This window comes from Frankia sp. AiPa1 (genome assembly GCF_023243075.1).
Lineage (GTDB): Bacteria > Actinomycetota > Actinomycetes > Frankiales > Frankiaceae > Frankia.
Genome location: NZ_JALKFZ020000151.1, coordinates 1 through 24,318, shown reverse-complemented (window position 1 = coordinate 24,318; position 24,318 = coordinate 1). Strand labels below are relative to the sequence as shown.

Genomic DNA, 24,318 nt, shown 5'->3' with positions numbered 1-24,318 from the left:
ACGACGCGTGAGCCATCACACCTGGCGTTTACTCAACGTAGTTGATCGTAGCCGAAAGCTACCTTCGCGCAGCCCTGCGGTACATATGGAGGGTCTACCGGCAAAGTGGCTGCGTGACTTGGATGCGGCGGTGGCGGATTACGAAGCCGGTCGGTTCGTGGCCTGGGATCCGGAGACCTTCGACCGCCTGCTGACTGGCGCTCCATAGGCGGAGGCGACGTTCGCGTACCCCGTCAGAGACCAAGCGCTGAGCCGGCTGATCATGGTGTGGCTCGTGGTCGGCAGGCGCTTGCAAGTAGGATCAGCTGCCTTCCCCGCCGCCGGGTGAAGGCGGCCCACCGGCTCGCACCGATGCAAAATCACCAAGATCTGCCGAGAAGTCCCAGGTCGCGAAGGTCCGCCCCGCATGCGCGGGGATCATCCTGTCCGCGCACATGCCGATCGTCGGCCATGTCGGTCCGCCCCGCATGCGCGGGGATCATCCCGCATCGCGCACCTCGATCACCGCGTTGCGTTCGTCCGCCCCGCATGCGCGGGGATCATCCTTCGCGGGCGAGCGGCGGCAGCTTCGCGAGCGCGTCCGCCCCGCATGCGCGGGGATCATCCCCCGATGACGGGGCCTTTGGGGGCCTTGGAGTGGTCCGCCCCGCATGCGCGGGGATCATCCGACCTCCTCACCGGGCATCGGGATGCGATCCTCGTCCGCCCCGCATGCGCGGGGATCATCCTCCAGCACAATGCGATGCCGGTGGACCGCGTCCGTCCGCCCCGCATGCGCGGGGATCATCCCGTGCAGAACGAGCTTTCCTCGGCCATGGAGACGTCCGCCCCGCATGCGCGCGGATCATCCCGCCGCGCAGGCAGTGCATGCGGCCGGGTTCCGGTCCGCCCCGCATGCGCGGGGATCATCCGCGTCCACGAGCGCGCGGGCCCGCCGCGCCGGAGTCCGCCCCGCATGCGCGGGGATCATCCGGAGAACGTGAACGTGAGCGCGGGGACGATGACGTCCGCCCCGCACGCGCGGGGATCATCCGCTCCTCAAGGACCCGGCCACCGGCGTGCAGGAGTCCGCCCCGCACGCGCGGGGATCATTCCCGCAGGGCTAGGTCAAGGGCGGCGGGGGCAGCGTCTGGCCCACGTGCGGGGACTGGCAGGGGTGGGTTAGTTGGTGGTCTTGAGACTTCACGTTGGGGTGGCTCGGTGGAGGGTGAGGGTGAGAAGGCCGCAGCCGAAGCCCTTGGCGGTGCCGATGCCGTGGGTGAGGGCGGTGCGGAGGTCATCCGGTGCGGTGATCCTTAGGTTTCCCTGGAATGTGGCTGTGTGAATGGCGATGGTGTTGCGTGACCTGCGTCGGGGGGTGTCGTCGGGCGTGGGCTTCTCGAACGCATGGCGGCGGCGTTCGGTGATGATCAGGTCGGGGGCGCCGGAGTTGGCCGTGGGGATGGTGATGCCGATCTTCTCCGCCTGCCGGAGGAACCACTGCGTCTGGTCGGTGATGGTGGTGTGCGGACGGCGGGTTCCTCGCGGGCGTTTTGTGGGTGCGAGGTCCGGGGTTTCCGTCGGAGCGGACGTCCGCGCCTGATCCGTGGTCTGGGCGCTGCTGCTGGCCTTCCCGAGTTGAGCCGCCCGCGGCTCCGATTCGGGGATTGGGCTGGGTTGCGAATAGGTCGGGTTGGCGGTGAGGCGGAAGGCGTAGCGCTGGCCGGTCTCGAGTCGGTCGAGGAAAGGCTGGTAGTGCTTGGTGGCGTACGGCTCGTCCCAGGCGGGGAAGCCGGCCTCCTCGACGATGTGGCTGTAGTCGGGGCGGTCCTGGGTGACGGTGAGCAGGTGGGGGCGGTGGGGATCGTCGCGGTCGATGCGCCATAGCGGTCGGCCGGCGACGCTGCCGCCGAGTCCGGTGGGCAGCCCGAGCATGATCGCCGCGTGGGTCGAATATGGATTGGCGAGGTAGTTCTGCGCGCCGGCGCGGCGGGGATTGAGGATGACGCGGGTCAGGTACAACTCAGTCCTCCAGCAGAGCGAGCGGATCGTGCGGCGGAGGCGGCGGAGGGGTAGCCGGCGTCCGTCGGCGGTCGGGATGGGGGATGAGCACGGTTGACCGGCGCACCCGACGGCGGGTGTAAGAGCGGGTGAGCTGGTCGAACGAAACCGGCACATCATGCAGGGTTTCGCCGGGTCCGCTCGGGTCGTCCAGGATTGTTGGCAGCTCGACGACGTCGTCGTGATACTTGCGGCGGTGGTGGCGGGCGGCATGCCATGGCTCGGTTGCGAGCGCCGCGTCCAAGCTGACGGCGTGGACCCCGAGGCTCACCGGGACGGAAGGCGGGCAGGATCGTCGGCCGAGGAAGAGCGGGTAGACGGGTCGGCGTAGCGCGGTGTCGAGCTCGCCGATCCGGCCGGGGGTGCCGCCGGTGACGGCGACGAGGAAGACGGCGTCCTGCAGGTAGTGGCGACGGGTCTGAAGGGCTGGTTTCGGCGGTTGGGTTCGCTTTCCATCCTCGGCTCTGGGCAACGGGACGCCGTCGTAGCGGGACACTGTGTGATAGTCGACGAGCAGGTCGCCGGGCTGGTCGACGCGAATCCCGACGGTGAGCTCCACGAGGTCCGTCAGGTCGGCGCCGCGAGGGCGGCCCTCGGCGGCGGCGAGCAGGCCGACCACCCCGGATTTGGTGGGGTGGTGGTGCGTCCAGCGGCGATTGACCTCGCCGGCACCCCACGACTGCAGCGGGCCCTTCAGCAGCAGAAGCAGGGTGCTCACCAGGCGCTGCCCGCGTTGGCGCCGCCGCCGGATCCGGATCCGGATCCGCCGTGCGAACCAAAGCCGCTGGACGAGCCGGCGTGGCCGGGCGTGCCAGCGTCGGTGAGCAGGGTAGCGAGGCGGGATCGCATGGTCGCCAGCGCCTCTGGTAGCGGGGTGGCAGCGCCGAAGACGTCGCTGACCTGTGGCAGCGTGCCGAGGCGCGGAGTGTAGACGGCGGCGGTGCTCGCGGGATCGGCGTCGTACATCTTGTACATCGCGGCAGCGTGCTCGGCGAGATGCTGGAACGAGGGCGCGAGGAAGCCGCCGTCGGAGACCACCGGTTCCTCGAACGCGCCGACCAGGTTGAGGGGCTGGTCGGCGCGGGCGGTCAGAACAATCACCTCGGGGAGTGTCCGGTTGCCGAAGGTGTTCTGCTTGCCGCTTGGCATGCTGCGTATGAACGCATCGGCGAAGGCCGTCGCCGCTTCGGCCGCACGCTGCTCATCGCCGCCGAGGTTGGTGGCGAGCGACGGCAGGTTGACGCTCGCATATCGGTAGAGGACCGCGGAATTGAACTCGACGGTTCCGATCATTGCGGCACCCGCCTCTCCGCGTGCCTCCTTCACCTCGTCCACGGTGGTGAAGTAGTCGAACTCGGTGTCGACGTCGTGGGTGGACAGGGCGTGCGCGACCTGGCAGGCCGCGTCGACGTGGAGTCGGGTGACGTCGGCCACCATCCGTCCGAACAGGGCGACGTCGATCGGCTGGGCGCCACTGACGACGGCGAGTGGTTCGGCCGCCTCGACCACCTTCTTGGCGTTGGGTTTCGCCGTAGCCGTGAGACCGGCCGCGACCAGCTCGACGATGCGGTCGATGTGCCGCTGTCCCAGAAACATCGCGAACTCGGTGTCCTGTGCTTCCCGGCGATCCGGGCGGGTTGCCTTCTTGGTCTTCAGCCCCAGAGCGGCGACCACGAGCCTGGCCGCGCCATCGGCGATGTCGGCCGCGACACCAGCCCCGGTGAGGCCGGCCGTGAAGACGTCGACCAGTTCCCTGGTCCGGATCGCCAGGTCGGTGTGGGGAATCTCCCGGATGAAGTGGATGCGGGTAGCGCGCTTCCACGCCTGGGAGGACACCCGGGCCCGGCGCACCCCGCCGTAGGTCGCCCACTTCGGCGTGCCGGTCTCGTCTCGGTTGAGGTTGGACGGCGGCACGGTCTGCAGAATATGAAGATCGAGGAACATGCGGTTCACGGCTGTTCTCCTTATACGTCGGATTCTGCGGTGGCGGTGCGGGCGGTGTAGTAGTCGCGGCCCCAGCGGCGGCGGGTGATGGTCAGGCGGCCTCGGTGGGTCCAGGAATGGGCGTCGAGGACGAACTGGCGGTAATCCAGCGTGATCTGCTGCCCGCGGAGCAGGGTGACCAGCCCGCGGGCGTGGACGGCGAACGCGTCAACGGTGTTCGCCGATCCGGCGGCGACGAATCGGCGGGTGACCGTGTCGGCGTTTCCGCCGCCTTTCGTGACTGCTGCGGCGAGCCGGTGGCAGGCCGCGCCGAACGAGTGGCCGCGGGCGTGCATCGGGAGGCTCTGAGACTGCTGGTGGGCGGCGAACAGGGTGAACGCGTGGAACACCGCCGGCTCCGCCTGCGCGTACCCGCCGATGATGGGAACGGTGTAAGGCCACAGTTCGGGGACGTCGCCGGGGCGTTTCCCGAGGCCGCGGCGGATGGCCGCGAGCGCGGCAACCGCCGTCGGGTCGGGTCCGGACGGGCGGGTGGCACCGCGGGCCAACCGTCGGATCTGCTCAGAAGTCTGCTCGGCGATGCTCTCGATCGCCGACGGGCTGACAGCAGGGGGCATGTGCTTTTCCTCTCCTCCACGGGCCGCATCTGACGTCCGGCGGTTCGGTCAGGTCAGCTCGCGGACGGCGGCGGCCAGGCTGCGGGAGAAACGTTCTTCGGCAAAGGCGACGGTGTGGCGCTCGCCGTCGAAGAGGTGCTGATGGAGGATGCCGCCCGGTGGCACACCGGCGATGCGGGTGGTCGCGATGCGGCGAGCGGAACCGGTCACGGTGGCGGCCCAGCTTCGGCTCAGCTCGGCATGCGCACTGTCCGGACCGGCGAGTGCGGTGGCGAGGCGGCGGAAGGGATCGTCGAGCCGGAAGTACAGGTCGTCGGCAAGCAGGTCGGCGCTGGCGACACGGTCCTTTTCCTTCGCCCGGTCGCCGTAGGAACGGCGCAGGTCGCGGTCGAGGGCACGGAGCGCGGAGGCGGCCCGGTCGGCTGCGGAGACAGCCAGCAGCATCAGAGATTTCGCCGCCGGCCGTTCGGCCGCGAGAACCGCGACGGGTAGCGGAACGTCATCGTAGGTCAGATCGTCGACAACTGCGGCCTTCGTCCCATAGTGCGCGCCGTAACTGGCGACGACGAGCAGCATGTCCTCGGGGACATATCCTTGATCGACTACCTCCTCGATCCAGCGCAGCGCGCCTGGCGGTTGAACTCGAGGCGAGTCCTTGCCGAGACGAGGCGGTCCGGAGGCCGTCCGTTCGGCCAGCAGGCCGGGAAGGCCCCGCCACAGCACCCGCCCGGGCACGTGCCGCAGCGGCACGTAGATCGGGGCTCTTTTTTCCTTTTTCTCCGCCTCCGTATCGCGACGGAACATGGTGTGCGGCTCGGCGAGGCGGAGCTCGCCGGGTGCGATCTGGTCTCCGGCGGTCATCACGATGTGACGCACCTCGACGCCAGCGCCGCCGTCCGACGGCACGAGCCGGATGCGCCTGGCCGGGAAGGTAAACAGGTCCGCGGGCCCACGCAGCTTCCGTTCGGTATAGCTGACCTGCAGAGGCTCATCGGCCTCCCACACGGCGGAGTCCTGGCGGTTCTCCGGCATCCTGCCGAACCCGTGCGGAACCAGGTTGAGCAGGAGCGTCTCCCGCAGGGTGGGCCCTTGGGATATGACGACGCCGATCTGCCCGAGCGGTCCGAGTTTTCCGCTCGACTTGTTGGCCTTCATCGCCGGGTCGTCCACCGCACCGGTCTTCATGCCGGAGGTGTCGAAGGCGTGGGCGTGCAGCAGCCATCGTGCCGCCTGCGCCGGGGTCAGCGCGATCGGCTGGCTGTCCCCGCGGCCGGAGAACAGCGGCACGTTGTTCCCGCTGGCGACCTGCGGCATCAGCAGGTTCGTCGGCTTGACCCGCGACTTCGCGTCCCGGAGGCCGGCAGCCTGCAGAAATGGTCGCTCAGGGCAGAAGAGATCGAACCTGCTGTGATATCTCTCCAGGTATTCGGTGATGCTCTCCATCGGAAGCTGCTCGGCATCCCACAGCTCCTTCCAGGCGCCGAGGGACGGCGGCCCGTCGAACGCGCGGTGCAGGATGGCCAGCAGCAGCCGTAGCACGGTCGGGATTTGGGTGGGAATATCTCCGTCGAGCCCCGCGACGGTGTGCGCTTCCCGCAGCACGTCCAGCACGCTCAGAAGGTCTGGCCTGCGTGTCGCGGCGTCCGCGTCATCGGCGGCGCTGCCAGATTCCTCTTTGTCCAGCCAGAGGACGGGTATCCACGGCTCGTCGAGGAGATTGAAGCTGAACCGCTCAGTCATGTCTTACCTTCTCCGGCTCTTCGGGCCCAGGCCCAGCTTCTCGGTGTAGACGAAGGACCGTCCGCCGACCCGGCGGGGGGAGCCGTCCGCGGGCAGGGTCAGCACGTGGTGATGACGCAGCCAGGGATGGTGTCGCCACTTCGCCGGTCTCGTCAGCGACTCCGGGCTCGCGAGGAAGTCACGGGGGAGGCGGCAGGCCTGAAGCAGCAGCTCGTCCAGAAGCGCGTCGCGTGGGCGGGCGTCGAGCGGCACCGCGGCGCCGGAAGGCAGGCGCGCCGTTCCGCCGGAATCGGTGCGCAGCAGCAGTGCCTCGAGTGTCGGCGTGCCATCCCGGACATGGCTGGTGACCTGTGGATCGTCGTCCTCGGCGGCCGTCCCGATGTCCCATTGGTGCACCTGCCCCAGGTGCCCGTGCGCGCTGACCTCGTCGACGGAGGCCAGGAGGTAGCGTTCCGCCTCGCTTTGACGATCTTCCAGCTCTCTGAGGTGCGCCGCGTGCGCGGCGGCCAGGTCGTCCTGCCAGGACGCCGGCCCGACGGGCCTGTCGCCGTAGACCGCGTCGATCAGGTCAGGCACCTCGGCGGGCAGGTCCAGGTCGTGCCGACCGTGCAGCACGGCGACGGTCCGCAGCAGAAGATGCTCGGAGTAGATGGCGATCGATCCGCCGTTGATGGCGGGGACGCCGCCGCCCTCCGCGCGTTGCAGCCCCGTCACGATCAGGCTGGGGGTCGCTACTCGCGGTCTGCGGTCATCGCGCTGGTGCCGATGGGTGCGGCCCAGGCGTTGGAACAGAAGATCCAAGGGGGCCAGGTCGGAGACCAACAGGTCAAGATCGATATCCAGGGACTGCTCGGCGATCTGGGTGGCGACAACGACGAACGGCCCGTCGGGACGCTTGGCCCTGGGCCCGAACAGGCTGACGAGCTTCTGCTGCCCGGCCAGGCGGTCCGCGAGGGTGAACTGCGCGTGCAGCAGCAGCACCCGCTTGGCGCCGAAGGCCACGCGCATCGCCTCGTAGGTCTGCTGGGCCCGGTCGACCGTGTTCCTGATCACCAGGGCACATCCGCCGCCGTCCAGCCGCTGCGTCAGGAGGTCGACAAGGCGCCGTTGGTCGATGGTTCGACGCCTGTCGGTACCCGGCTGCCGCTGGGAGTCGCCGACCGGCTCGTCCAGCCATTCGAGCCGCGCCACCCGCCGGTCCAGCCGGGCGGGCGCACTGTCGCAGCGCGCGGGCATGACCCATCGGGGACCGGGCGGGGACTCGTGGCCCGGCGCCGCCATCGCCAGGACTCCTGGGTAGGTGGCGTCCCGCGGGATGTGCACCTCGCCGCCCGCGTACGCCTGCGCCAACGCGCGACGCGTATCCGCCGGCAAGGTCGCCGAGAGCAGCAGCACCGGCACGCCGGCCGCGCCCAGCCACTGCAGCGCGCGGCGCAGGAACACGGACATGTAGGCGCTGTACGCATGGACCTCGTCAAGGACCACGATCTTGCCGGCGAGCGCCGCATGCCGCATCGCGACGAAACGCGACCGTGTCGCCGCGAACAGCACCTGGTCGATCGTGCCCACCGCCACCGGCGCCAGCAGCGGACGGTGGCGTCCCTGATACCAGCTGTGCGCCTCGACGATCGCATCGTCGTCGCAGTCCGACCCGACGTCGGCCATACGTCCTTGTGCCAGTAGTTGTGCGAACTGCTCGTTCCAGCGGGCCTTTCCGTGCGCCAGGGTGATCCCGCCGCCACCGGCCTTCGCCAGCCAGGCCTTCACCCGGCCGAAGGCCTGATCGGCCGTCGCCTGCGTCGGCAGGCCGAAGAACAGCCCGCCGGCTCCGAACCGAGCGGCCAGGACCTCGGCGACGGCCAGCGCGAGCTCTGTCTTTCCCTCCCCGGTCGGCGCCTCGACGACAAACAGCGCCGGCCCCGGCACTGACCAGGCGAGATCCACCGCCCTTGCCTGCACCTCCCGGATTTTTTCCAGACCAAACCGGCGAAGAAAGAGCTGGTCGGCCTCGCGGGGCACATCCACCGGTGTCCACAACCGGCCCCATCCCGCCGCCTGCGCCGCTGTTTCCGCCCGATCCGCTGCTCGCTGGGGGTAGCTGGCGAAGGGGCCGGTCTCGTTCCCCAGCTGTGGTTCCGAACTGGCCAGCCAGTCCGCGACCATCACCCAACCGGCCAGCATCATCTGGACCTGGGGCGGAACCTGGACGTCTCGCCAGGCAGCAAGCCGTGGCGTGACGCCCAGATGCTCCGTGAGCAGCGTGAACAACTCGGACTGAGCGGCCGCCCATTCGCCGTCGCCGCACAGGTGCGGCCATCTACGCGGCAGGCTGGCGATTGCCTGGTCCGGGAACTTCCCGTGATGCCCACCGACCAGCATCGCCGGCCAGTGCGCCCGCGCGCGGGACCAGCCGTGCTGACCCTCCAGCATCCGCACCATGCAGGAGGCCGACACCCAGGCATGCGGAATCAGCCAGTGACCAGGCAGATCCTCCGGCAGCGAAAGCCGCGTCCGTGTTACCGCGGCGCGCTCCGCGTTCTTGAACTGGAACCCGGGCGACGCCTTGCCCAGGTCATGCAACGCCGCCAGCCAGCACAGCAGCAGCCGGCCATCCTCCGCGCCGCCAGGAAACAGCCGCGCCACGGCGTGCCGCGCCGCAGGCGTCATCCCGCGCCGCCACAGCCAGTCAGCAGTTGCGCCGGCATCGATAGCATGCGCCCACAGCGGGTGCCAGGCTGGCGGCTTGTCTCCCTTCGCCCACAGCACAGCGAGACGACCCAGATCCATCTCCGTTGCTACCATGCCGCCTTGTTTACCGGGCACCACCGACAGTTCCGGCTTCGGTCCGCTCGCACCAACTCAAAAGCAGCAACGGCGCACATAAACTCGCAGGTCGCAAAGGGTCCGCCCCGCACGCGCGGGGATCATCCGTCGCGGACGAGATAACGCCCGCCGATCGTGCGGTCCGCCCCGCACGCGCGGGGATCATCCCCATGTCGGCGGCACGGTGCGCGGGCCGGTGGTGTCCGCCCCGCACGCGCGGGGATCATCCGATCGCAGGCTGGCAGGCGGCTGCGGACCGGGCGTCCGCCCCGCACGCGCGGGGATCATCCCCGCAGCGACCGCACCGCCTCCGACTCGGCTCTGTCCGCCCCGCACGCGCGGGGATCATCCGGATATGACCACCGGCGTCGACAACCACCTCAGGTCCGCCCCGCACGCGCGGGGATCATCCGTCGCGGTGACGGAGACGAGCAGCGGGAGGTCAGTCCGCCCCGCACGCGCGGGGATCATCCGGAGGATTCGGAGTTCGGTGCCGCCGGTGTTGAGTCCGCCCCGCACGCGCGGGGATCATCCCTGAGCAAGCCACACCGATTCGAGGGCGCTTATCGGGGTTCGCGGATGGCGGCGCGCGGGGCGGGATTGGGGCCGGTCTCGGAGGTTTGCGTGGTGGCGCCGAGTTGGGTGTGGTCGTCGGTGCGGCGGGAGTGCTCTGCGTCGATCAGGCGGGTGATCCAGGTCGTCATGGTGACGCCGTCGTGGGTTGCGTGGCGTCGGACGGCCTCGCGGACCTCGTCCGGGAGGCGGAGGGTGAGAGCCCGGATCATGGCGGCCACGTTAGCGCGCGTTTGACGGTCAGCAATCGACGGTGAGCGTGTCCGGTCGTGGTCCGATCGCCTCGGGAGTGTGGATTCCGATTTTCCCTCCTCGTCCTTGTTGGGCGCGGTACCGTACGGAGCGCCCGGCGAGCCGGGCCGCAGACCGGGACGGCGCGAACGGTACCGGTGTCAGCAATGGCCCGGCCCGGTCCGCTCGTGAGCGGTCCAGCCCGGCCAGCGACGACTCGCCTCCCAGCTGGCTGGCCGCCATCCCGAGGAGCGACTCGCCGGCCCATGCATCGCCTTGCATCGGCCCCGGCGTTATGCTTGTGCGTGGCCAGCCGACGCGCGGGAGGTCCGCGCGGCTGAGAATGTATGAGTGAAGGGGGCGTCGGTGAGCGAACCGAGCGACGCGCCCCAGTCCGAGATCGAGGCCTCCGACGAGGGTCTACCCGCAGAGTGGCTGCGCGACTTGGATGCAGCGGTGGCGGATTACGAAGCCGGTCGGTTCGTGGCCTGCGATCCGGAGACCTTCGACCGCCTGCTGACTGGCGCTCCGTATCAGGCGGAGGCGAGCTAGCGAGCCATCCGTAGGGCGAGGGGGCGGTGACCGTTCGCGTGCGGGGTAGGGCCAACGTGGCGGTGTGCCCACCTTCCTTCCCGTCGCGGGTTTTTGGGCGGACTGGAACCGCCTGCGCCCCGAGCAACGTGCCGCGTTTCTCCGCGCTCGCAACCTGTTTGTGGAAGGGCTAACCGCAGGAACGTTTCACCCCTCGCTACGAATCAAAGGGGTTAAGTCTCGCCCGGGCGTGTACGAAATGGCCTGGGCGCCGGATGGTCGGGCGCTGTGGCAGTACGGCGAACCCATTCCGGGGCGATCCGGCCCACACATCGTCTGGCTTAAGATCGGCACACACAAGATCTTCAACTGAGATGCGCGGCTTCGGGTCAGGCGGGGCATGGTGCCGTGTTGAGCACGGGGACGCTGTCGACTTCGTCCCGCTGCGGCCAAACTCGCTGAGCTGGACAGGTGACTCTCGTCGAGATCATCCGCGTTGACGCATGCCGGGCACCTGCGGCGGCCGCGCACCCCGTCAGAGACCAAGCACCAAGCCAGTCGATCATGGTGTGGCTCATGGTCGGCAGGCTAGCGCGGGTTTGACGGTCAGCGAACATGGTGGGCGTGTCTGGTCGTGGTCCGGCCGGCTCGGGAGTGTGGGTTCCGATTTTCCCTCCTTGTCCGTGTTGGGCGCGGTACCGTACGGAGCTGTCCGGGATGGGCTGGTGGGGAGAGTAGCGATGGCGCAACGCCGGGGGATCCTGGCTGAGGTGCAGCGGGAGATGGCCCGGCGGCAGCGGGAGGCGCGGCAGGCGCAGCAGCGGGCGGTCCAGGAGGCCACGCGGATCGACCGGGAGGCGCAACGATCACTGCGGGAGGCTCAGCGGGCCCAGGCCGCGGATGGTCGGGAGCGGGCGCGCCAGTATGCCGCCGCGCGTGAGGCTGAGGCCATCGCCCGGACCAGTGCCGAGGAGCTGCGGGTCGCGGAACTGACGACCGTGCTCCGGTCGTCGCTTGACACCTCGCCCGGCTTCCGGTTCGCGGCGCTTCGCCAGATCGCGGACGTCCCGGCCTTCGACCCGGCGGGGCTTGACCGGCCGACGGTTCCGCCGAACTGGGCGGATTTCGAGCCGCCGCCGCCTGGCCGGGTCGGGCGGGCGCTTGGGGGAACGGGGCGCCACGAGAAGCAGCTGGCGCAGGCATACGCCGATTTCGACGCAGCCCAGGCGGCCTTCGCGGCCGCCGAACTCGACCGGGTCAACCGGCTCGCCGGGCGGCGCAAGGAATACAACGAGTCGGTAGCTGCCGCGCGGGAGCGGGTGCGGGAGAACAATGCTGCCCTCGACCAGTTTTCCACGGCGTTCAGCAGAGGCGAGCCGGACGCCGTCGTCGCGTACCTGACCGAGACGCTGCGGGCATCGGTCTATCCCGGCGGCTTTCCGCACCAGTTCCGGCTGCTCTATCGGCCGGATTCGCAGGACCTCGTCGTCGAGTACGAACTGCCCGGCACCGATGTCGTCCCCGCGTACAGGTCATACCGGTACGTGAAGAAATCCGATCAGATCAACCCGGTGGCTTACCCGGCAAAAGAACAGCGAGAGCTCTACCAGTCGGTCGTCGCGCAGATAGCGCTACGCACCATACGGGAGATGTTCGACGGCGAAGGTCAGGGCGTCATCGGCACGGTGGTGTTCAACGGGCACGTCTCGACCGTCGACCGGGCCACCGGTCAGAACATCCGGCCCTGCCTGGTGAGCGTGAGTGCCACCCGAGAGGAGTTCGGCCAGCTCGTGCTCGCCCAGGTCGACCCGGCGGAGTGCCTGCGGCGGCTGAACGCGCTGGTCTCGCCCCATCCGTACGACCTGGAGCCGGTGCGGCCAGTCGTCGACTTCGATCTGTCCCGCTACCGGTTCATCGACGGCATGGACGCGGTCGCCGGCCTGGACGGCCGCCGGAATCTGCTTGACGTGACACCCACCGAGTTCGAGCATCTCGTCCGCGAGCTGTTCGAGGCGATGGGGATGAGCTCCTGGGTCACCCAGGCATCCCGGGACGACGGCGTGGACGCGGTCGCCGTCAACGCCGACCCGATCGTGGGCGGACTGTGCATCATTCAGGCGAAGCGCTACAAGAACATCGTGGGTGTCGAGGCGGTCCGCGCCCTGGCCGGGGTCATGGAGGACAAGCGGGCGACGAAAGGCATTGTGGTCAGCACGTCCTGGTACGGAAAGTCCAGCTGGGATTTCGCCAACCGGCATGGCCGCATCGAGCTGATCGACGGCCCGCGGCTCAAGCACCTGCTCCAGGAGCACCTCGGCCTCGACGTCCTCATCCCCAGCAGGAGCAAACCCGCATCACAGGACGCGGGCCGCAGGTGAGCCAGGGCCGGTCTCTCATTGTGATCATGGGGTGGTGCGGGTGCGGGCTCTGGTCCAGATCGTGGACGCGAACAGGTGGAGGCACCTCAGTCCAGCGAGAAGCGCGGTCGCGATCAGGGTGCGGCGCTAGGGCGCCGACCGCGATCGTTCCCGGGCCGCGGGAACCCGGCGGGCGGGCGCTGGGGGTCGCAAGGTTTCGGGTGCGGCGTCGGGATCGGTAGCTGATGCGGATGCCGGGAGGGTGGTCAGCGCACGCGTGCGTGGTCCACGATCCGTAACGGGTCGCCGCGCTTACTCCAAGTGACAACCTTATGCCCGATTTGTCGGTCAGTTGTGGGGGTGGAAGGGCCGCCGTGGTCCGAGTTACCGGTTTCGTGTCCGGTTTGCCCTACCAGAACGACCCATCGGCGGCCCGCGATGCGATCAATGGGGTCGAGGGTGAGCACGTGCGGTGACGCCGGTCGTTTCACCACCGCCAATGTTCGTGGTCGGCGCACTAGGGAACCACCCGTGCCCCGACCATCACAATTCGCGACGGCCAAGGGCGATGGCCAAGGGGGGATGGCCAAGAGGGGATGTCAGTCGTCGGTGTCGGGGAGGAGGTCGAGGCGGCCGAGGAGCTGGGGGCCGGCGGCGCGGGCGTGGGTGCGCAGGTCGTGGTCGGTGGGTGGGGGGACCTCGAGGGTGTGGGCGATCCGCGCGGCCTGGTCGTGCAGGGCGGGGCGGGTCAGGCCGGGGCGGCGGGTGAGGGCGAGGGCGCGGTCGAGGGCGGCGGTGCGGCGGGTGGCGGAATCCTCGCACCAGAGCTGTGCGATGTGGTTCTTCGACAGTTCATACGAACCGAGCCGGTACATCTCGAGCTTTCCCGCGCCGAAGCTGGACGGCGGCAGAATGATCCGCCACATGCCGCTGGGTGTCTGCCGAGGCGTGCCGGTTCCGTGGGTGAACCTGGCGAGCCAGGCCGTCCACAGCGTGTACGGGTCGGTGCGGTCCTCGGCCTCGATGAGCTGGTGGGCGGAGTCGACCTGGCGGAGGATCTCGGCGAAGAACGGGTCGCGTGCGTCGGAGACCGCGGTGTAGGCGAACACCCCGTGCTCGGCGGTTTCGATCAGATAGCAGGGCAGGAATGCCTGGTGGGTGCCGAGTTCCCGGATGGGGCCGAGGGCGGCGGGGACATTGAACTCGGCGCGGTCGGGGCGGGCGGCGAGGGCCTCGACGGCGTCGGGGCGCAGGGGAGCGACGGTGGACAGCGGATGGAACCGGGTCCGGCCGGGTGCGCGGTCCTCGGGAACGGCCGGGGTCGGCAGGACGGCGATTTTCCCGTCGTAGTAGCGGCGGGGAAACGGCCAGCCGGTGAAACGTTCGAACATCAGGTGCTGGCGGCTTTCCTTCACGACATACCGGACGCCCGCCCGCCATGACGCGAGGCCGAGCGACGTCAGCGCCAGTCGTTCCCCAGTGATGTGGAGATGGCCGATGGCGGTGAGGAAGCCCAGGCAGCGGTGGATGAGCGCGGCCGGCAGCGAGAAGAAGGCGGCGATCTCGTCCACGGTGGACAGGCGTCCCTCGGCGAGGGCCCGGACGAGGAAATGGTCGAGCACCTCGAACGCCTGCGGGTCGTGCACGGACGCGCTGATCTCGATCTGCCACAGCGGCCAGAGCACGGGAAACAGCCGCAGCGGGCGCACGCCGGGCACGGCCGCGGCATCCTCGAGCGCCCGCCGGGACGGATAGAGCACGGGCTTGGCCATCAGAAGGCTCCACCGGTGTCGTCCGCGTCCGACAGCAGGTGGGCGATCTCGCGGGAAGGGCGCAGGTCGCCGTGGGAGCGCAGGTGGTCGACGAGGTTGCGGGCCATCGTGGCGAACGGAGGATCGGTGGCCGCGCACAGCGTCGAGGTGTCGCCGACGAGGACGAGCTGCTGTTTCGCCCGGGTGATGGCGACGTTCAGCCGCCGCAGCTCGGAGAGGAACCCGACGGCGCCGCGGTCGTTGCTGCGGGTGAAACCGTAGACGATCAGGTCGCGTTCGCCGCCCTGGAACGAATCGACGGTGCCGACGTTCTCGCTGACCCGCGCCGGATCGCCGAGCCGGCGGCCGAGCGCCGCCTCGATCCGTGCTGCCTGCGCCCGGTAGGGGACGATCACCGCCCAGTCGGCGAAGTAGCGGGCCGCGCGGGCGACATGGGCGGCGATCAGCTCGGCCTCCAGCTCGTTGACGTAGCCGCGTAGCTGCCAGGGCTCGGCGGCCCGCAGCTCCCGTTCGGCCCGTTGAGCGGGCGGGCGGTCCGCGGTGTCGATCATCGCTAGCGGGCTGCGGAAGATCGGATCGCCGCCCCCGCCGTCATGAGATGTGCGCAGCCGGCCGTGGTAGAAGGCGTCCGAGACGAACCGGGCCAGCACCTCGGGCATCCGGCGTTGCAGGGTGAGCTCGACCCGCCGCTCGTCGCCGACGCGGGGAAACAGCCGCTCGAAGCCGCTGGCGCGCAGCAGATCGCCGATCTCGCGGGCATCGTCCGCACGCACACCGTCCGCACGCACACCGTCCGTGCCCGCGCCGCCCGCACCCGTGCCGCCCGCACCCGTGCCGCCCGCACCCGTGCCGCCCGCGTCCGGGCCGCCGGGCGCGAGTGACTCCGACCAGAGGCGGACCTCGTCGTCCAGGAACGGCGGTAGCTGGTGGTGGTCGCCGACGAGGACCGACCGGCGCGCCCGCACCATCGGGACCAGCATGTTCGGGGTGGAGATCTGCCCGGCCTCATCGATGATCGCCACGTCGAAGACGATGTCGGCCAGCAGCGGGCTACTCGCCGTTCCGACGCAGGTAGCGGCGACGACCTGGGCGTACCGCACGAGCTCGTGGCGCAGCTCGGTCTCAGCATCGCCGATCCGTGCCCGCCACTGCGCCAGCAACGCCGCCCGCGCCCGCACGGTCGCGATCGCCTCGACCGCCCACGCATGGAAGGTCTGCCACCCAGCGAGATCGTCCGAAGCAGGCAGGTTGGCCGGGCCGGGTGCGGTGAGCAGCGGAAGCAGGGCGCCGAGGATCACCTTGCCGGCGTCGGCGAGATCACGGTGGCACTCGGCGATGGTCGCGGCCAGATCATCACGGTCGGCGGTGCGGGCGGCGCAGGCCGGATCGGCGGCGGCGAGCGCGGCGGCCTGGGCCCGGAGCTGGTCGCGGGTCTCGGCGATGCGGGCAAGGTCCGTCTCGGCCGCGGCGCGGGCGGCGAGGGCACGGTCGACGCGGGAACGCAGCCGGGTCAGCCGCCAGGCGTGCCACCAGCGCAGCAGTCCCGCCGCGCCGCGGCGCTCGGCGGCGGACTGACGGGCCGGCACTTCGGCATGGGCCGCGGCGAGCCGTTCATCCAGCGCGGACATCGTGTCCAGGATGCCGTCGGCATCGCGGACGGCCTGGCGGCGGGCGGCGGCGAGCTCGGGGGACGCCGCGAGGATCGCCTCGTCCAGGGCGCGTTCGGCCGCGGCCAGCTCCGTACTCGTCCGCCCGGCGACGGCGCACCGCTCGGTGAGATGGTCGAGCCACTGGCGCAGCACCGGCTCGGCCCGTTCGAATGCGGCCATGAGGTCCGGCAGCCGGGTGTCGGCGAGGACGTCCCGGCGGAACGACTCGAGCAGGCTGTCGACGGTGCGGGTGCGGGCGGCGGCGGTCATCGAGGTCTCGCTGCCGATCCGCACGGCATGCACGTCGGAGGGCAGGCCCGCGAGCACGTTGTCGACGGCCCGGTTGGTGTGCGAGGTGACGAGGACCGTCTCGCCGCGGGCCACACAGGCCAGGACGATCTCGGTGATCGTCCTCGTCTTGCCGGTGCCGGGCGGGCCGAGCACCACCAGCAGGTCGGGCACGGTCAGCGCCCGGCGGAACGCGGTCAGTTGGTTGTCGTCGAGCGGCCCCCGCGGATGGGCCCCCGCCGCCGGCTGGTAGGGCAGGAACACGCCGTCGACGAGGTTCGCCAGCAGGTTCGGGTTCGCCGACGTGCCCTCGGCGAGGGTGTCGACCGCCGCCTGCTGGATCTTGTAGACCCGGTCGCTCGGCAGCACCCGCAGCTCACCCTGCGCGGGCAGGGCCTGGAAGTCCACGGCCTGGTCGAAACGGACGACGACCTCTCGGCCGTCCACCCGGTCGACCCGGCCACGCAGCGACGGCGAGTCGCTGACCTGCACCTGCGCGCCGGCGACGACACTGCCCGGCCGCGCCAGGTGAAACGCGTACACGCCGCGTCCGGAGTACCGCTGCTCGCGGGCCGCCTCTCGACGCGCGTACGGCAACGGCGGGGCCAGTTCCTGGCGGGCGACCTCGATGTCGCGGCTCGCCTCGATCACCTCTGAGACCAGATCGAGGTAGCGCTGATGCCGCGGCGCCAGCCGTTCGCCGGGGCCTGGATGCTGCCCACCCGGGGTGCCCGTGTGACCTGGGACGTCCACGGTGCCGGTGCCGCCGGTGCCGCCGGTGGAGCCGGAGCCGTTGGCGGTGCCGGGCAGCCTTGCCCACGCGCCTCGCAGGTCCGCCCACTGCGACGACCAGGGCTGGTCGAACGCTCCGCGCCCGCGCGGCAGGTCCTGGACGCGGTCGAAGACGCGCCATCCGGACGGACAGTGCAGCGCCAGCGCGGCGACGACCAGGCGATCCTCGTCGCGGAAGGTGCGGCGCCGGGCATAGCCCAGGGTGTAGCCGTCCTGGAACTTGGTCGGGTACAGCGTCGCCACGTGCCGGCTGGTGTAGACGACCAGCCGGCCGCGATTCGGGTCGTCGCGGTCGGGTTCCACCCGCGCGGGCAGCATCCCCCGGGCCGACAGCTCGGTGAGCTCGGCGACGAACCGCGCGGGTTGCCCCTCGAGCGCCTCGATGCTTTTGCCGACCGGAACCACGGCCAGTGGGCCGCGCAGGGTCACCGGCAGCGTGGTCATGAGCGCCCCGTCGGCTCGTCGAGTGACAGAGCACGACGCGCCGAGTTCAGACCGTCGGCCAGCTCGCCCAGACGAGGTCGGCGCCGCGGGTCGGACGCGACGGCGCGGGCGAGAAGATGGTCAAGCTGGGCTGGGCATCCGGCCCGCGACGGCTGGCTGCCGAGCGCGGCCAGCACGAGCGCCCCGAGCTGCTGGACGTCGGTGGCCGCCGCGTCCTCACCTCGCCCGCTCATCCCGACCAGGCCCAGGTCGCGCAGCATCGGCACCGGCCGGCCATTCCACTGGCCTGTGCCGGGACTTCCACCTCGCCCGCGCTGGTGATCAGGCTTCGAACGCTGATGACCACCCCGACGCCGATCCCGATCCCGATCCCGGTGCTGGTCATGTCCCGGGGACTGGGCTCCGGTCCGGGACGGCTCGGGGAGCACGATGGCGTCGGCGCTCAACCGCTGGTGGGCATACCCGTGCCGGTGCAGTGCCGCCAGCGTCCGGCACAGCGCGGCGGCGTCTGCCAGCACGCGTGCCACGACGATCCGGTCCAGCCCACCGGGGCCTGGCAGCAGCCCACCCGGGCTCGGCAGCCCACCCGGGCTCAGCAGTCCACCTGGGTTCGGCAGTCCACTCGGGCTCAGCGGTCCACCTGGGCTTGGCAGCCCACTCGGGCTTGGCAGCCAGGTTCGACCAGGCACGGCGGACAGGACCAGAACCGCGTGACTGGCATCGTCACGGGCATCGTGACTGGCATCGTTGTGACTGGCATGGTGCCGCTGGTCGATCAGGTCGGGTAGTCCCGCAGTGCCCCGCAGCCTGCCCAGCAGATCCGCCTGGGTCCGCAGCGCCGCATGCCAGCTCCGGGCGTCCGGCGTCGGGCGCCGGACCCACAGATGCCGCAGGCGCACCAGCCGGCCGGGGCCCTCCAGCTCGCGCGCGGTCACGTCGCGCAGCACCCAGGAGCCGTCCGGCGCCGTCCACTGGGAGACCGGGTCGTGCAGCAGGTAGACGGCACCGCCGGCGCGCAGTTCTCGTCCGCCGTGCCACGGCGGCGCGTCCGGGCCCGCCGTGTCCGGACGGGCCGCGTCCAGGACCGCGTCGTCGGCCCGGATGCGCAGCGCCGGCCTGAGCGCCATGCTGCCCGCGCTGGTTGCCGTGCCACCGCTGGTTGCCGTGCCCGCGCTACTTGCCGCGCCCGCGCTGCTCGCGGTGCCTGCGCTGGAATCTCCGGCGGTTGCGGCTATCGGGTCCGCCTCGTCCGCGTCTGCTGAAGTCCCGCCGTAACCCCCACCGTAGTAAAGGGCGCGGATACCGGCGGATCGGGGCTGCGAGAGCAATCTGCGCAGCCGGGTCTCGTCCCACAGCCGGATCGGGATACCGGTGTCCCGTCGCTGCTCGGCCCGCCACCGTTCAAAGCTCTGGGTCCGGGGGCCGTCCATGGTCACCGGGATGCAGAGCGTCCACTCGTCGATGGCGTATCCCCGCCGTGACGCCTCCCGGCAGGCCCGGACGAAGGATTTCTTCGCATCGGCGAGCTGGCCGTCCTTCACGCCGTCGATGAAGTACTTGACCTGCCAGATTCGGACTCGGTCGGTGAGATCGCCGGTGTACACGTCGATGCCCCAGTCGCCCGGCGCCGGCTCGATGCCGTGCGCCGGGCCTTCCAGCACATCGACCAGCGAGGTCACCATCTGTTCGAAATCGTGCCGTCCGCCGGCGTCGTTGGACCGGATCCGATGGGCGTGGAAATTGATGGGCGGTGACCCGACCGGCACATCCACCCGACCCTCCTCGCGTCGTCCCGTTCCCGCGGTCGCCCCCCAGCGCCCGTTCGACATGCACCGTAATCGTATTTGGTACAGCACTGTGGGGATCTGACCGGATGCTGTCGCCTCGGGGAGATCTCACCATGCGACGTCGCGGGGCCGATCTGGCGATCGACCGGGGCGAGATCCGGGCCGATTCGCGCGGGAGCGGCAGGTTCAGGTGAAAACCAGGAAATTCCGGGGTGCGCAACGCGTCCGCGTCGCATGCTCGTGGAGCGGACCGGGACGTCCGCGTGGGACGGCAGGCTCGGATGACGGTCTCAGGTGGCTGTCGTGGCCTGCCGTCGCTGTCATGGCCGGTGGATGGCGGACGGGAACGGGAGCGCTGGTGGCGGGCGGGGTGTACGCCGCTGTGGTGGACGGGACCACGGCGTCGCAGGCCGTCGCGGTGATGACCGGGCTGCTCGCCCTGCTGGTCGTGCTGGCCAGCCGGTGGGGCGAGCGCCTGGACGCGGCGGTGCACGAGGGTGGGCACGCCCTGGCGGCCTATCTCACCGGACGGCAGGTCCTCGCGGTGTGGGTCGACGCGGACGGCGGCGGTGCCACACTCACCCGCGGCCGGTCCCGCGGCGCGGCGATCTTCATGACCGTGGCGGCCGGCTACACCGGACCGCCGTTGGTCGGTGTCTGCTCGGCGGCGCTGCTGGCGCGGGGACGGGTCACCGCGGTGCTCATCCTGGCGGTGCTGGGCCTCGCGGCGCTGCTGCTCGTCACCGTCAACCGCTTCGGGCAGGGCCTGATCGTCGGGACGATCGCGTCGTTGGTGATAGCCGGGCGTTACAGCCCCGACTGGGTGCAGCTCTGGTATTTCTGCTTTCTCGCCTGGGTTCTGCTGCTGTCCGGGCCGCGTTCCGTGCTCACCCTGCACCGCGCCCGCCGTGACGGCGCGGGCGACTCGGACGCCGACCTGCTCGCCACCCTCACCCGCATCCCCGGTCCGCTCTGGGTGCTGGGCTTCGCGGCCTTCAGCCTGTGGTGCGCCCTGCGCGGCGCCGTCCTGCTCCTGGGCGCCTGACGAGCGACCAGGGTCCCATCGCCGAAGTCACTCGAACTCGACGGTATCGCCCGCGGTGAGCGAGCTGATACTCACTTCGTCATCTCGGCGGCGATCTCGTTGATCTGGCGGCGCAGGTCAGGTAGGGGGGCGGTCAGATCCAAAGGGTGAAAGGTGATTGCGATGCCGGTGGTGAGGACGTAGGTGTAGCGGATCTCGTCCGAGGTGGCGGCATAGACGACGTGGCCTGCGGGCAGGCCGAGGGCGGCGCAGTACGCGAGCAACTGGTAGATCGTGTCGGGGCTGTCGGCATCCTTCTCAATCTTGTATTTGGCGTCCAGAACGGCGATCGGGGCCCTGTGGCCGGTCGAGGTCTGCTGATAGCAGACGAGATCGGGCTTGAGCTGTATCAGGCGGGCCCGGTCCAGGTGGTGGGTCTTGTCCTGCAGGAGGACGTGGCGGCCCGGCACGCGGCCGGTCGGCGGGTGCCGGAGCGCGTCGGCGACGGCCTTGGTGACGAAGGCTTCGAAAACGGTCCACATCGTCACCAGGAAGCCGTCGACCCGAACGGTCGTCGGGCCCGCGCCGCCGGTGTATTCGTAGGAGCGGCCGCGCAGGATCAGGTCGGCGAGATCGAGCGCCGTGCGGTAGCGGGAGTTGTGGGCACTCGATGTCCACGTCGGCGGGGATTCGCCGCGACCAGGCGGAGTGACATCGACGAGTTCGTTGGCGATCTCGCGAAGCGCCCTCCTGGTCGGCCGCATGATGCCGGGGAGCGCGAGCAGTCGTTGGGCGGCGGCGAGGAGCACCTGGTTCTCCGCGATGTCCACGGTGAACTCGTCGTACTCGCAGGGGAGCGCGGGCCCGGACCAGCCGCGGCGGCGCATCTCGTCTGAGCGGACCCGGCCGCGGATCGTCAGCAGGTCGTCCTCAACCGGCCGGTAGCTGTGGAGTAGGCCGCCTGCGAATGCCCGCTGGGTCGTGCGGGTGAAGGCCCGCGCGATGGCCGGCAGCAGGTCCTCGGCCTCGTCGGCCTCGACGTCCTCCGGCCACCACCTGCCTTTGTCCTGGGCGTAGCCGAGCAGGAAGAGCAGCCGGCGGATCGGCACCTTCGGCCGGATCCGCACAACCACCGCATCGGGGCCCGTGCCGAACACCGCCGAGCCGACCTCGGCCTTCGCCTTCACCATGTACCGGTCCGCGCGCAGGCGGGTCACCTGGACGGTGCTGGTTTCCTTCAGCGCGGAGACCTGCGCGGGGCTGAGCCGGAACTCCGCGCTGCCATACTCCGCCAGGTCGATCACCAGGCGGCCGGCCAGCGTCGACGGGGCCGAGCTGGACATCAGGCGCCGGCGGGCTGCGGCGTCACGATGGTCTGTCGCAGTGCGTCCAGGCCGAACTCGCCGTGCACGTCGGTCTCATCGTCACCGTAGAAGTACTCCTCGAGCAGCGGCTCGATCTGCGTTGGCCAGATCAGGTCGAGACCGGCGTCGATGCCGTCCGTGTAGAGCTCGGTCCTCATCAGGTAGGCCGGCCCGACGCGTGGGCCCGTGAAGCCATCCTTCGCATCGAGACGGCGATTCAGCTCGTCGAGCACATCCGCTGGCCGGGAGTCCAGCAGTTGGGCCGTGAGCCAGGTGCGCAGCAGAGAGCGGGTCGGTTCCTCGGCCGGGTCGAAGGAGACGAAATGGAAGCGGCGGCGGATGGCCGCGTCGAGACGGGAGATCGACCGGTCGGCGGTGTTCATCGTGCCGAGGATGAACAGGTTCCTCGGGAGGGAGAACGGGCGGCCGTCCTCCTGCCGGTAGAGCAGGTAGGCGACCTCGTCGCGATACTCCAGCAGGAAGTACAACTCGCCGAAGATCTTCGCCAGGTTTCCCCGGTTGATCTCGTCGATGATGACGAAGAACGGCTCGTCGGGATGTTCCTCCGCCGTCTGAGCCAGGCGAATCAGCGGGCCCGATACCAGCTCGAACCGGATCGTTCCGTCCCCACCCGCCTCGCCGCGTGGCCGGTACCCCTGGATGAAGTCCTCATAGCTGTACGCGGGGTGGAACTGGACGAATGCTATGTTCTCCCGCTTCTGGTCGGTGAGGTGCTGGGCCAGTTCGCGGGCCACGAAGGTCTTTCCGGTACCCGGCGGACCCTGGAAGATCAGTTGTGGCTTGAGCCGCAGGAGTCGTAGGCAGCGCCGCAGCCAGTCGGCGTCAACGTGCAGGCGCGCCGCCAGCGCCTCCAGACTGTCGTCACTGATGTTCAGGAGCCTGGCCGCTCCCATGGTCGGGTCCGAGTATGGCCCTCGGGCTCCCCGAGTTGTGCCAGTGAACGTCCCGCTGATCGCCGCCGCACCCATCGGAATGAGATCGTCGTCCGGAACACGCCCGGCCAGCTCGGGCAGGAAGTCGCTCAGCTCGATGACCGACTGGTCCGGGACCCCGATGGCCGCCGCGAGCGGGCCGGAGAGGTCATCGGCGAAGTCGAACGGGTCGCGCGGGTTGTGCCAGCGAACAGTACGCCGCAGCTCAACAAGGGCGCCGGCAGGACGTTCCGGGTTCCGGAAGTAGAACGGCGAGCCGGTGATCTCGCCAACATAGAAATCCGAGCCGTGGTTGGTCAGGACCAGATCTCCGATGGAGATCCGGCTGAGGAACGCGTAGATGTCGTCGACCAGCCGCAGCCGCTGGTCGGACCGACGCTTCGGGAAGGTCTCCTCGACCGCATCGGCCACCACGCTGCGTCCCGCTCCCGGCCGCAGGTGGGGAAGCAGATCGACCGGCAACGCGCACACCGCGTCCGGAAGCCACTCACCACGGACCGCGTCCCGCCGGGATGGCGGCCGAACCAGCCAGGCGCGCCGCGCATGCTCTGTGACCAGCAACGCCGCGTCGTCATCCTCGCCGTCCGCCTCGCCGAGAACAGCGCGCAGATCCGCCCCGGCGAGCTGGCGCAGCGCGTCGGCCCGACCCGTGCGAATGTCGATGCCGTCCTCTTCCAGCATTCCCAGCCACAGGGCTCGCTCGCGCGCCGTGGCATGAGCGTCACTCGGTAGCCGACCGCCGGCGTCGAGAACGCGGAACCAGCCTTCAGGCCGGCTTCCCACCAGGTGATGCACGATGCGTTCGACCGCCAAGTCGGCGCTTTCGGCCAGGTCGGTGGCCCGGACCCAGTAGCCCGCCGGCACGGCCGCGAGCTCCGCCTCGACCAGGTCGAACTGATCCCTGTCCCGCCGGTAGTCGGCATACCGGCGTCCGGCCTCCTTACGCCAGTAGACCGCGTCTGGGTACTCGCGCAGCGACCACTCGCCGACTCCGGTCGCCAGCCAGCCTTCGGGGGTCTTGGCGAGCCAGCCGGCCCGGACCAGCTCGCTGCTCGTCCAGCGCAGCGTCTGCTCGGCGGAGGTCTTCCCGTTGCCCGCCGCCGCCCACTCGTCGTCGACCGTCGGATACTGCTGCCAGACCTGCAGCCAGAGCTCGCTCGGGTGGACCGGTGTCCTCGCCGAGACCAGGTAGCGCACCGCGAGCTGCGTCACCTGTGACATGACCTGTATCCGTGCGGGCACCTCGGCCACCCCCAGTACCGCCAGCGGCCAACCGCGCCGCGATTCTGGGCAGATTATTCACCCAATGCGGCTAGTAGACTGTCGCTGTTTAGTCCTGGTGTGTTTCGTGTCTGGGTGGGAGTGTTGGGTCTGGCAGATCTTGTCGTC

At 70.1% G+C, this 24,318-nt stretch carries 17 protein-coding genes and 2 CRISPR repeat arrays; of the genes, 5 read left to right on the top strand and 12 right to left on the bottom strand.

Translation table 11 applies throughout. From position 1 onward, the window contains the following. Nucleotides 1–208 (top strand): hypothetical protein (locus MXD95_RS17240; RefSeq protein WP_250641671.1); only part of this gene is annotated, 208 nt, incomplete at its 5' end. A gap of 187 nt (nucleotides 209–395) precedes the next feature. Next, a CRISPR array of direct repeats spans nucleotides 396–1,094; the repeat unit is 28 nt; unit sequence GTCCGCCCCGCATGCGCGGGGATCATCC. 88 nt (nucleotides 1,095–1,182) lie between these two features. On the opposite strand, the gene MXD95_RS17235 is transcribed toward MXD95_RS17240, so the two are convergent. The 7 genes from MXD95_RS17235 to MXD95_RS29685 all read right to left on the bottom strand — a co-directional run bounded on the left by MXD95_RS17235 (nucleotide 1,183) and on the right by MXD95_RS29685 (nucleotide 9,958). After that, nucleotides 1,183–2,001, bottom strand: coding sequence for a type I-E CRISPR-associated protein Cas6/Cse3/CasE (locus MXD95_RS17235; RefSeq protein ID WP_250641670.1), 819 nt, complete (start codon nucleotides 1,999–2,001; stop codon nucleotides 1,183–1,185). Nucleotide 2,002: 1 nt separating this feature from the next. Beyond that, the gene (gene cas5e / locus MXD95_RS17230) at nucleotides 2,003–2,758 is read right to left on the bottom strand and encodes a type I-E CRISPR-associated protein Cas5/CasD (protein WP_250641669.1); all 756 of its coding nucleotides are present in this window, start codon (nucleotides 2,756–2,758) and stop codon (nucleotides 2,003–2,005) included. Further along, nucleotides 2,755–3,984 (bottom strand): type I-E CRISPR-associated protein Cas7/Cse4/CasC, encoded by a 1,230-nt coding sequence (gene cas7e, locus MXD95_RS17225; protein WP_250641672.1) that lies wholly within the window; start codon nucleotides 3,982–3,984, stop codon nucleotides 2,755–2,757. The genes cas5e and cas7e overlap by 4 nt, the downstream gene beginning before the upstream one ends. 20 nt (nucleotides 3,985–4,004) lie before the next feature. Continuing rightward, nucleotides 4,005–4,601 carry a type I-E CRISPR-associated protein Cse2/CasB gene (gene casB, locus MXD95_RS17220; RefSeq protein WP_250641668.1) on the bottom strand — a complete coding sequence of 199 codons (597 nt, stop codon included), beginning with the start codon at nucleotides 4,599–4,601 and terminating at the stop codon, nucleotides 4,005–4,007. Between the two features lie 48 nt (nucleotides 4,602–4,649). Beyond that, nucleotides 4,650–6,341 (bottom strand): type I-E CRISPR-associated protein Cse1/CasA, encoded by a 1,692-nt coding sequence (gene casA / locus MXD95_RS17215; protein ID WP_250641667.1) that lies wholly within the window; start codon nucleotides 6,339–6,341, stop codon nucleotides 4,650–4,652. Between the two features lie 3 nt (nucleotides 6,342–6,344). After that, nucleotides 6,345–9,128, bottom strand: coding sequence for a CRISPR-associated helicase Cas3' (gene cas3 / locus MXD95_RS17210; protein WP_250641666.1), 2,784 nt, complete (start codon nucleotides 9,126–9,128; stop codon nucleotides 6,345–6,347). A gap of 115 nt (nucleotides 9,129–9,243) precedes the next feature. Next, nucleotides 9,244–9,698: a CRISPR direct-repeat array (repeat unit 28 nt; unit sequence GTCCGCCCCGCACGCGCGGGGATCATCC). Nucleotides 9,699–9,727: 29 nt separating this feature from the next. Then, the gene (locus MXD95_RS29685) at nucleotides 9,728–9,958 is read right to left on the bottom strand and encodes a hypothetical protein (protein ID WP_518455820.1); all 231 of its coding nucleotides are present in this window, start codon (nucleotides 9,956–9,958) and stop codon (nucleotides 9,728–9,730) included. A gap of 376 nt (nucleotides 9,959–10,334) precedes the next feature. On the opposite strand from MXD95_RS29685, the gene MXD95_RS17205 reads away from it, so the two are divergent. From MXD95_RS17205 to MXD95_RS17195, 3 genes are all read left to right on the top strand, one after another. Next, nucleotides 10,335–10,520, top strand: coding sequence for a hypothetical protein (locus tag MXD95_RS17205; protein ID WP_250641665.1), 186 nt, complete (start codon nucleotides 10,335–10,337; stop codon nucleotides 10,518–10,520). 64 nt (nucleotides 10,521–10,584) lie between these two features. Beyond that, on the top strand, nucleotides 10,585–10,872 hold the full coding sequence (locus MXD95_RS17200; protein ID WP_250641664.1) for a hypothetical protein: 288 nt from the start codon (nucleotides 10,585–10,587) through the stop codon (nucleotides 10,870–10,872). Nucleotides 10,873–11,239: 367 nt separating this feature from the next. After that, nucleotides 11,240–12,877: a restriction endonuclease gene (locus tag MXD95_RS17195; protein ID WP_250641663.1), complete on the top strand. Its 1,638-nt coding sequence runs from the start codon at nucleotides 11,240–11,242 to the stop codon at nucleotides 12,875–12,877. 578 nt (nucleotides 12,878–13,455) lie between these two features. On the opposite strand, the gene MXD95_RS17190 is transcribed toward MXD95_RS17195, so the two are convergent. The 3 genes from MXD95_RS17190 to MXD95_RS17180 are packed head-to-tail and all read right to left on the bottom strand — an operon-like array spanning nucleotide 13,456 to nucleotide 19,573. Further along, nucleotides 13,456–14,628, bottom strand: a complete 1,173-nt coding sequence (locus MXD95_RS17190) for a hypothetical protein (RefSeq protein WP_250641662.1) — start codon at nucleotides 14,626–14,628, stop codon at nucleotides 13,456–13,458. Beyond that, the gene (locus MXD95_RS17185) at nucleotides 14,628–17,801 is read right to left on the bottom strand and encodes an AAA domain-containing protein (RefSeq protein ID WP_250641661.1); all 3,174 of its coding nucleotides are present in this window, start codon (nucleotides 17,799–17,801) and stop codon (nucleotides 14,628–14,630) included. Before MXD95_RS17185 ends, MXD95_RS17190 begins: the two co-directional genes overlap by 1 nt. Further along, nucleotides 17,798–19,573, bottom strand: coding sequence for a hypothetical protein (locus MXD95_RS17180; protein ID WP_250641660.1), 1,776 nt, complete (start codon nucleotides 19,571–19,573; stop codon nucleotides 17,798–17,800). Before MXD95_RS17180 ends, MXD95_RS17185 begins: the two co-directional genes overlap by 4 nt. Before the next feature lie 373 nt (nucleotides 19,574–19,946). Between MXD95_RS17180 and MXD95_RS17175 the strand changes: the two genes are divergently transcribed. After that, a complete protein-coding gene (locus MXD95_RS17175) occupies nucleotides 19,947–20,633 on the top strand; it encodes a M50 family metallopeptidase (protein ID WP_250641659.1) in 687 nt (228 codons plus the stop codon). A 71-nt stretch (nucleotides 20,634–20,704) separates the two neighbouring features. On the opposite strand, the gene MXD95_RS17170 is transcribed toward MXD95_RS17175, so the two are convergent. Continuing rightward, nucleotides 20,705–21,955, bottom strand: coding sequence for an McrC family protein (locus tag MXD95_RS17170; RefSeq protein WP_250641658.1), 1,251 nt, complete (start codon nucleotides 21,953–21,955; stop codon nucleotides 20,705–20,707). Continuing rightward, nucleotides 21,955–24,150, bottom strand: a complete 2,196-nt coding sequence (locus MXD95_RS17165; protein ID WP_250641657.1) for an AAA family ATPase — start codon at nucleotides 24,148–24,150, stop codon at nucleotides 21,955–21,957. Before MXD95_RS17165 ends, MXD95_RS17170 begins: the two co-directional genes overlap by 1 nt. Between the last annotated feature and the right edge of the window lie 168 nt (nucleotides 24,151–24,318).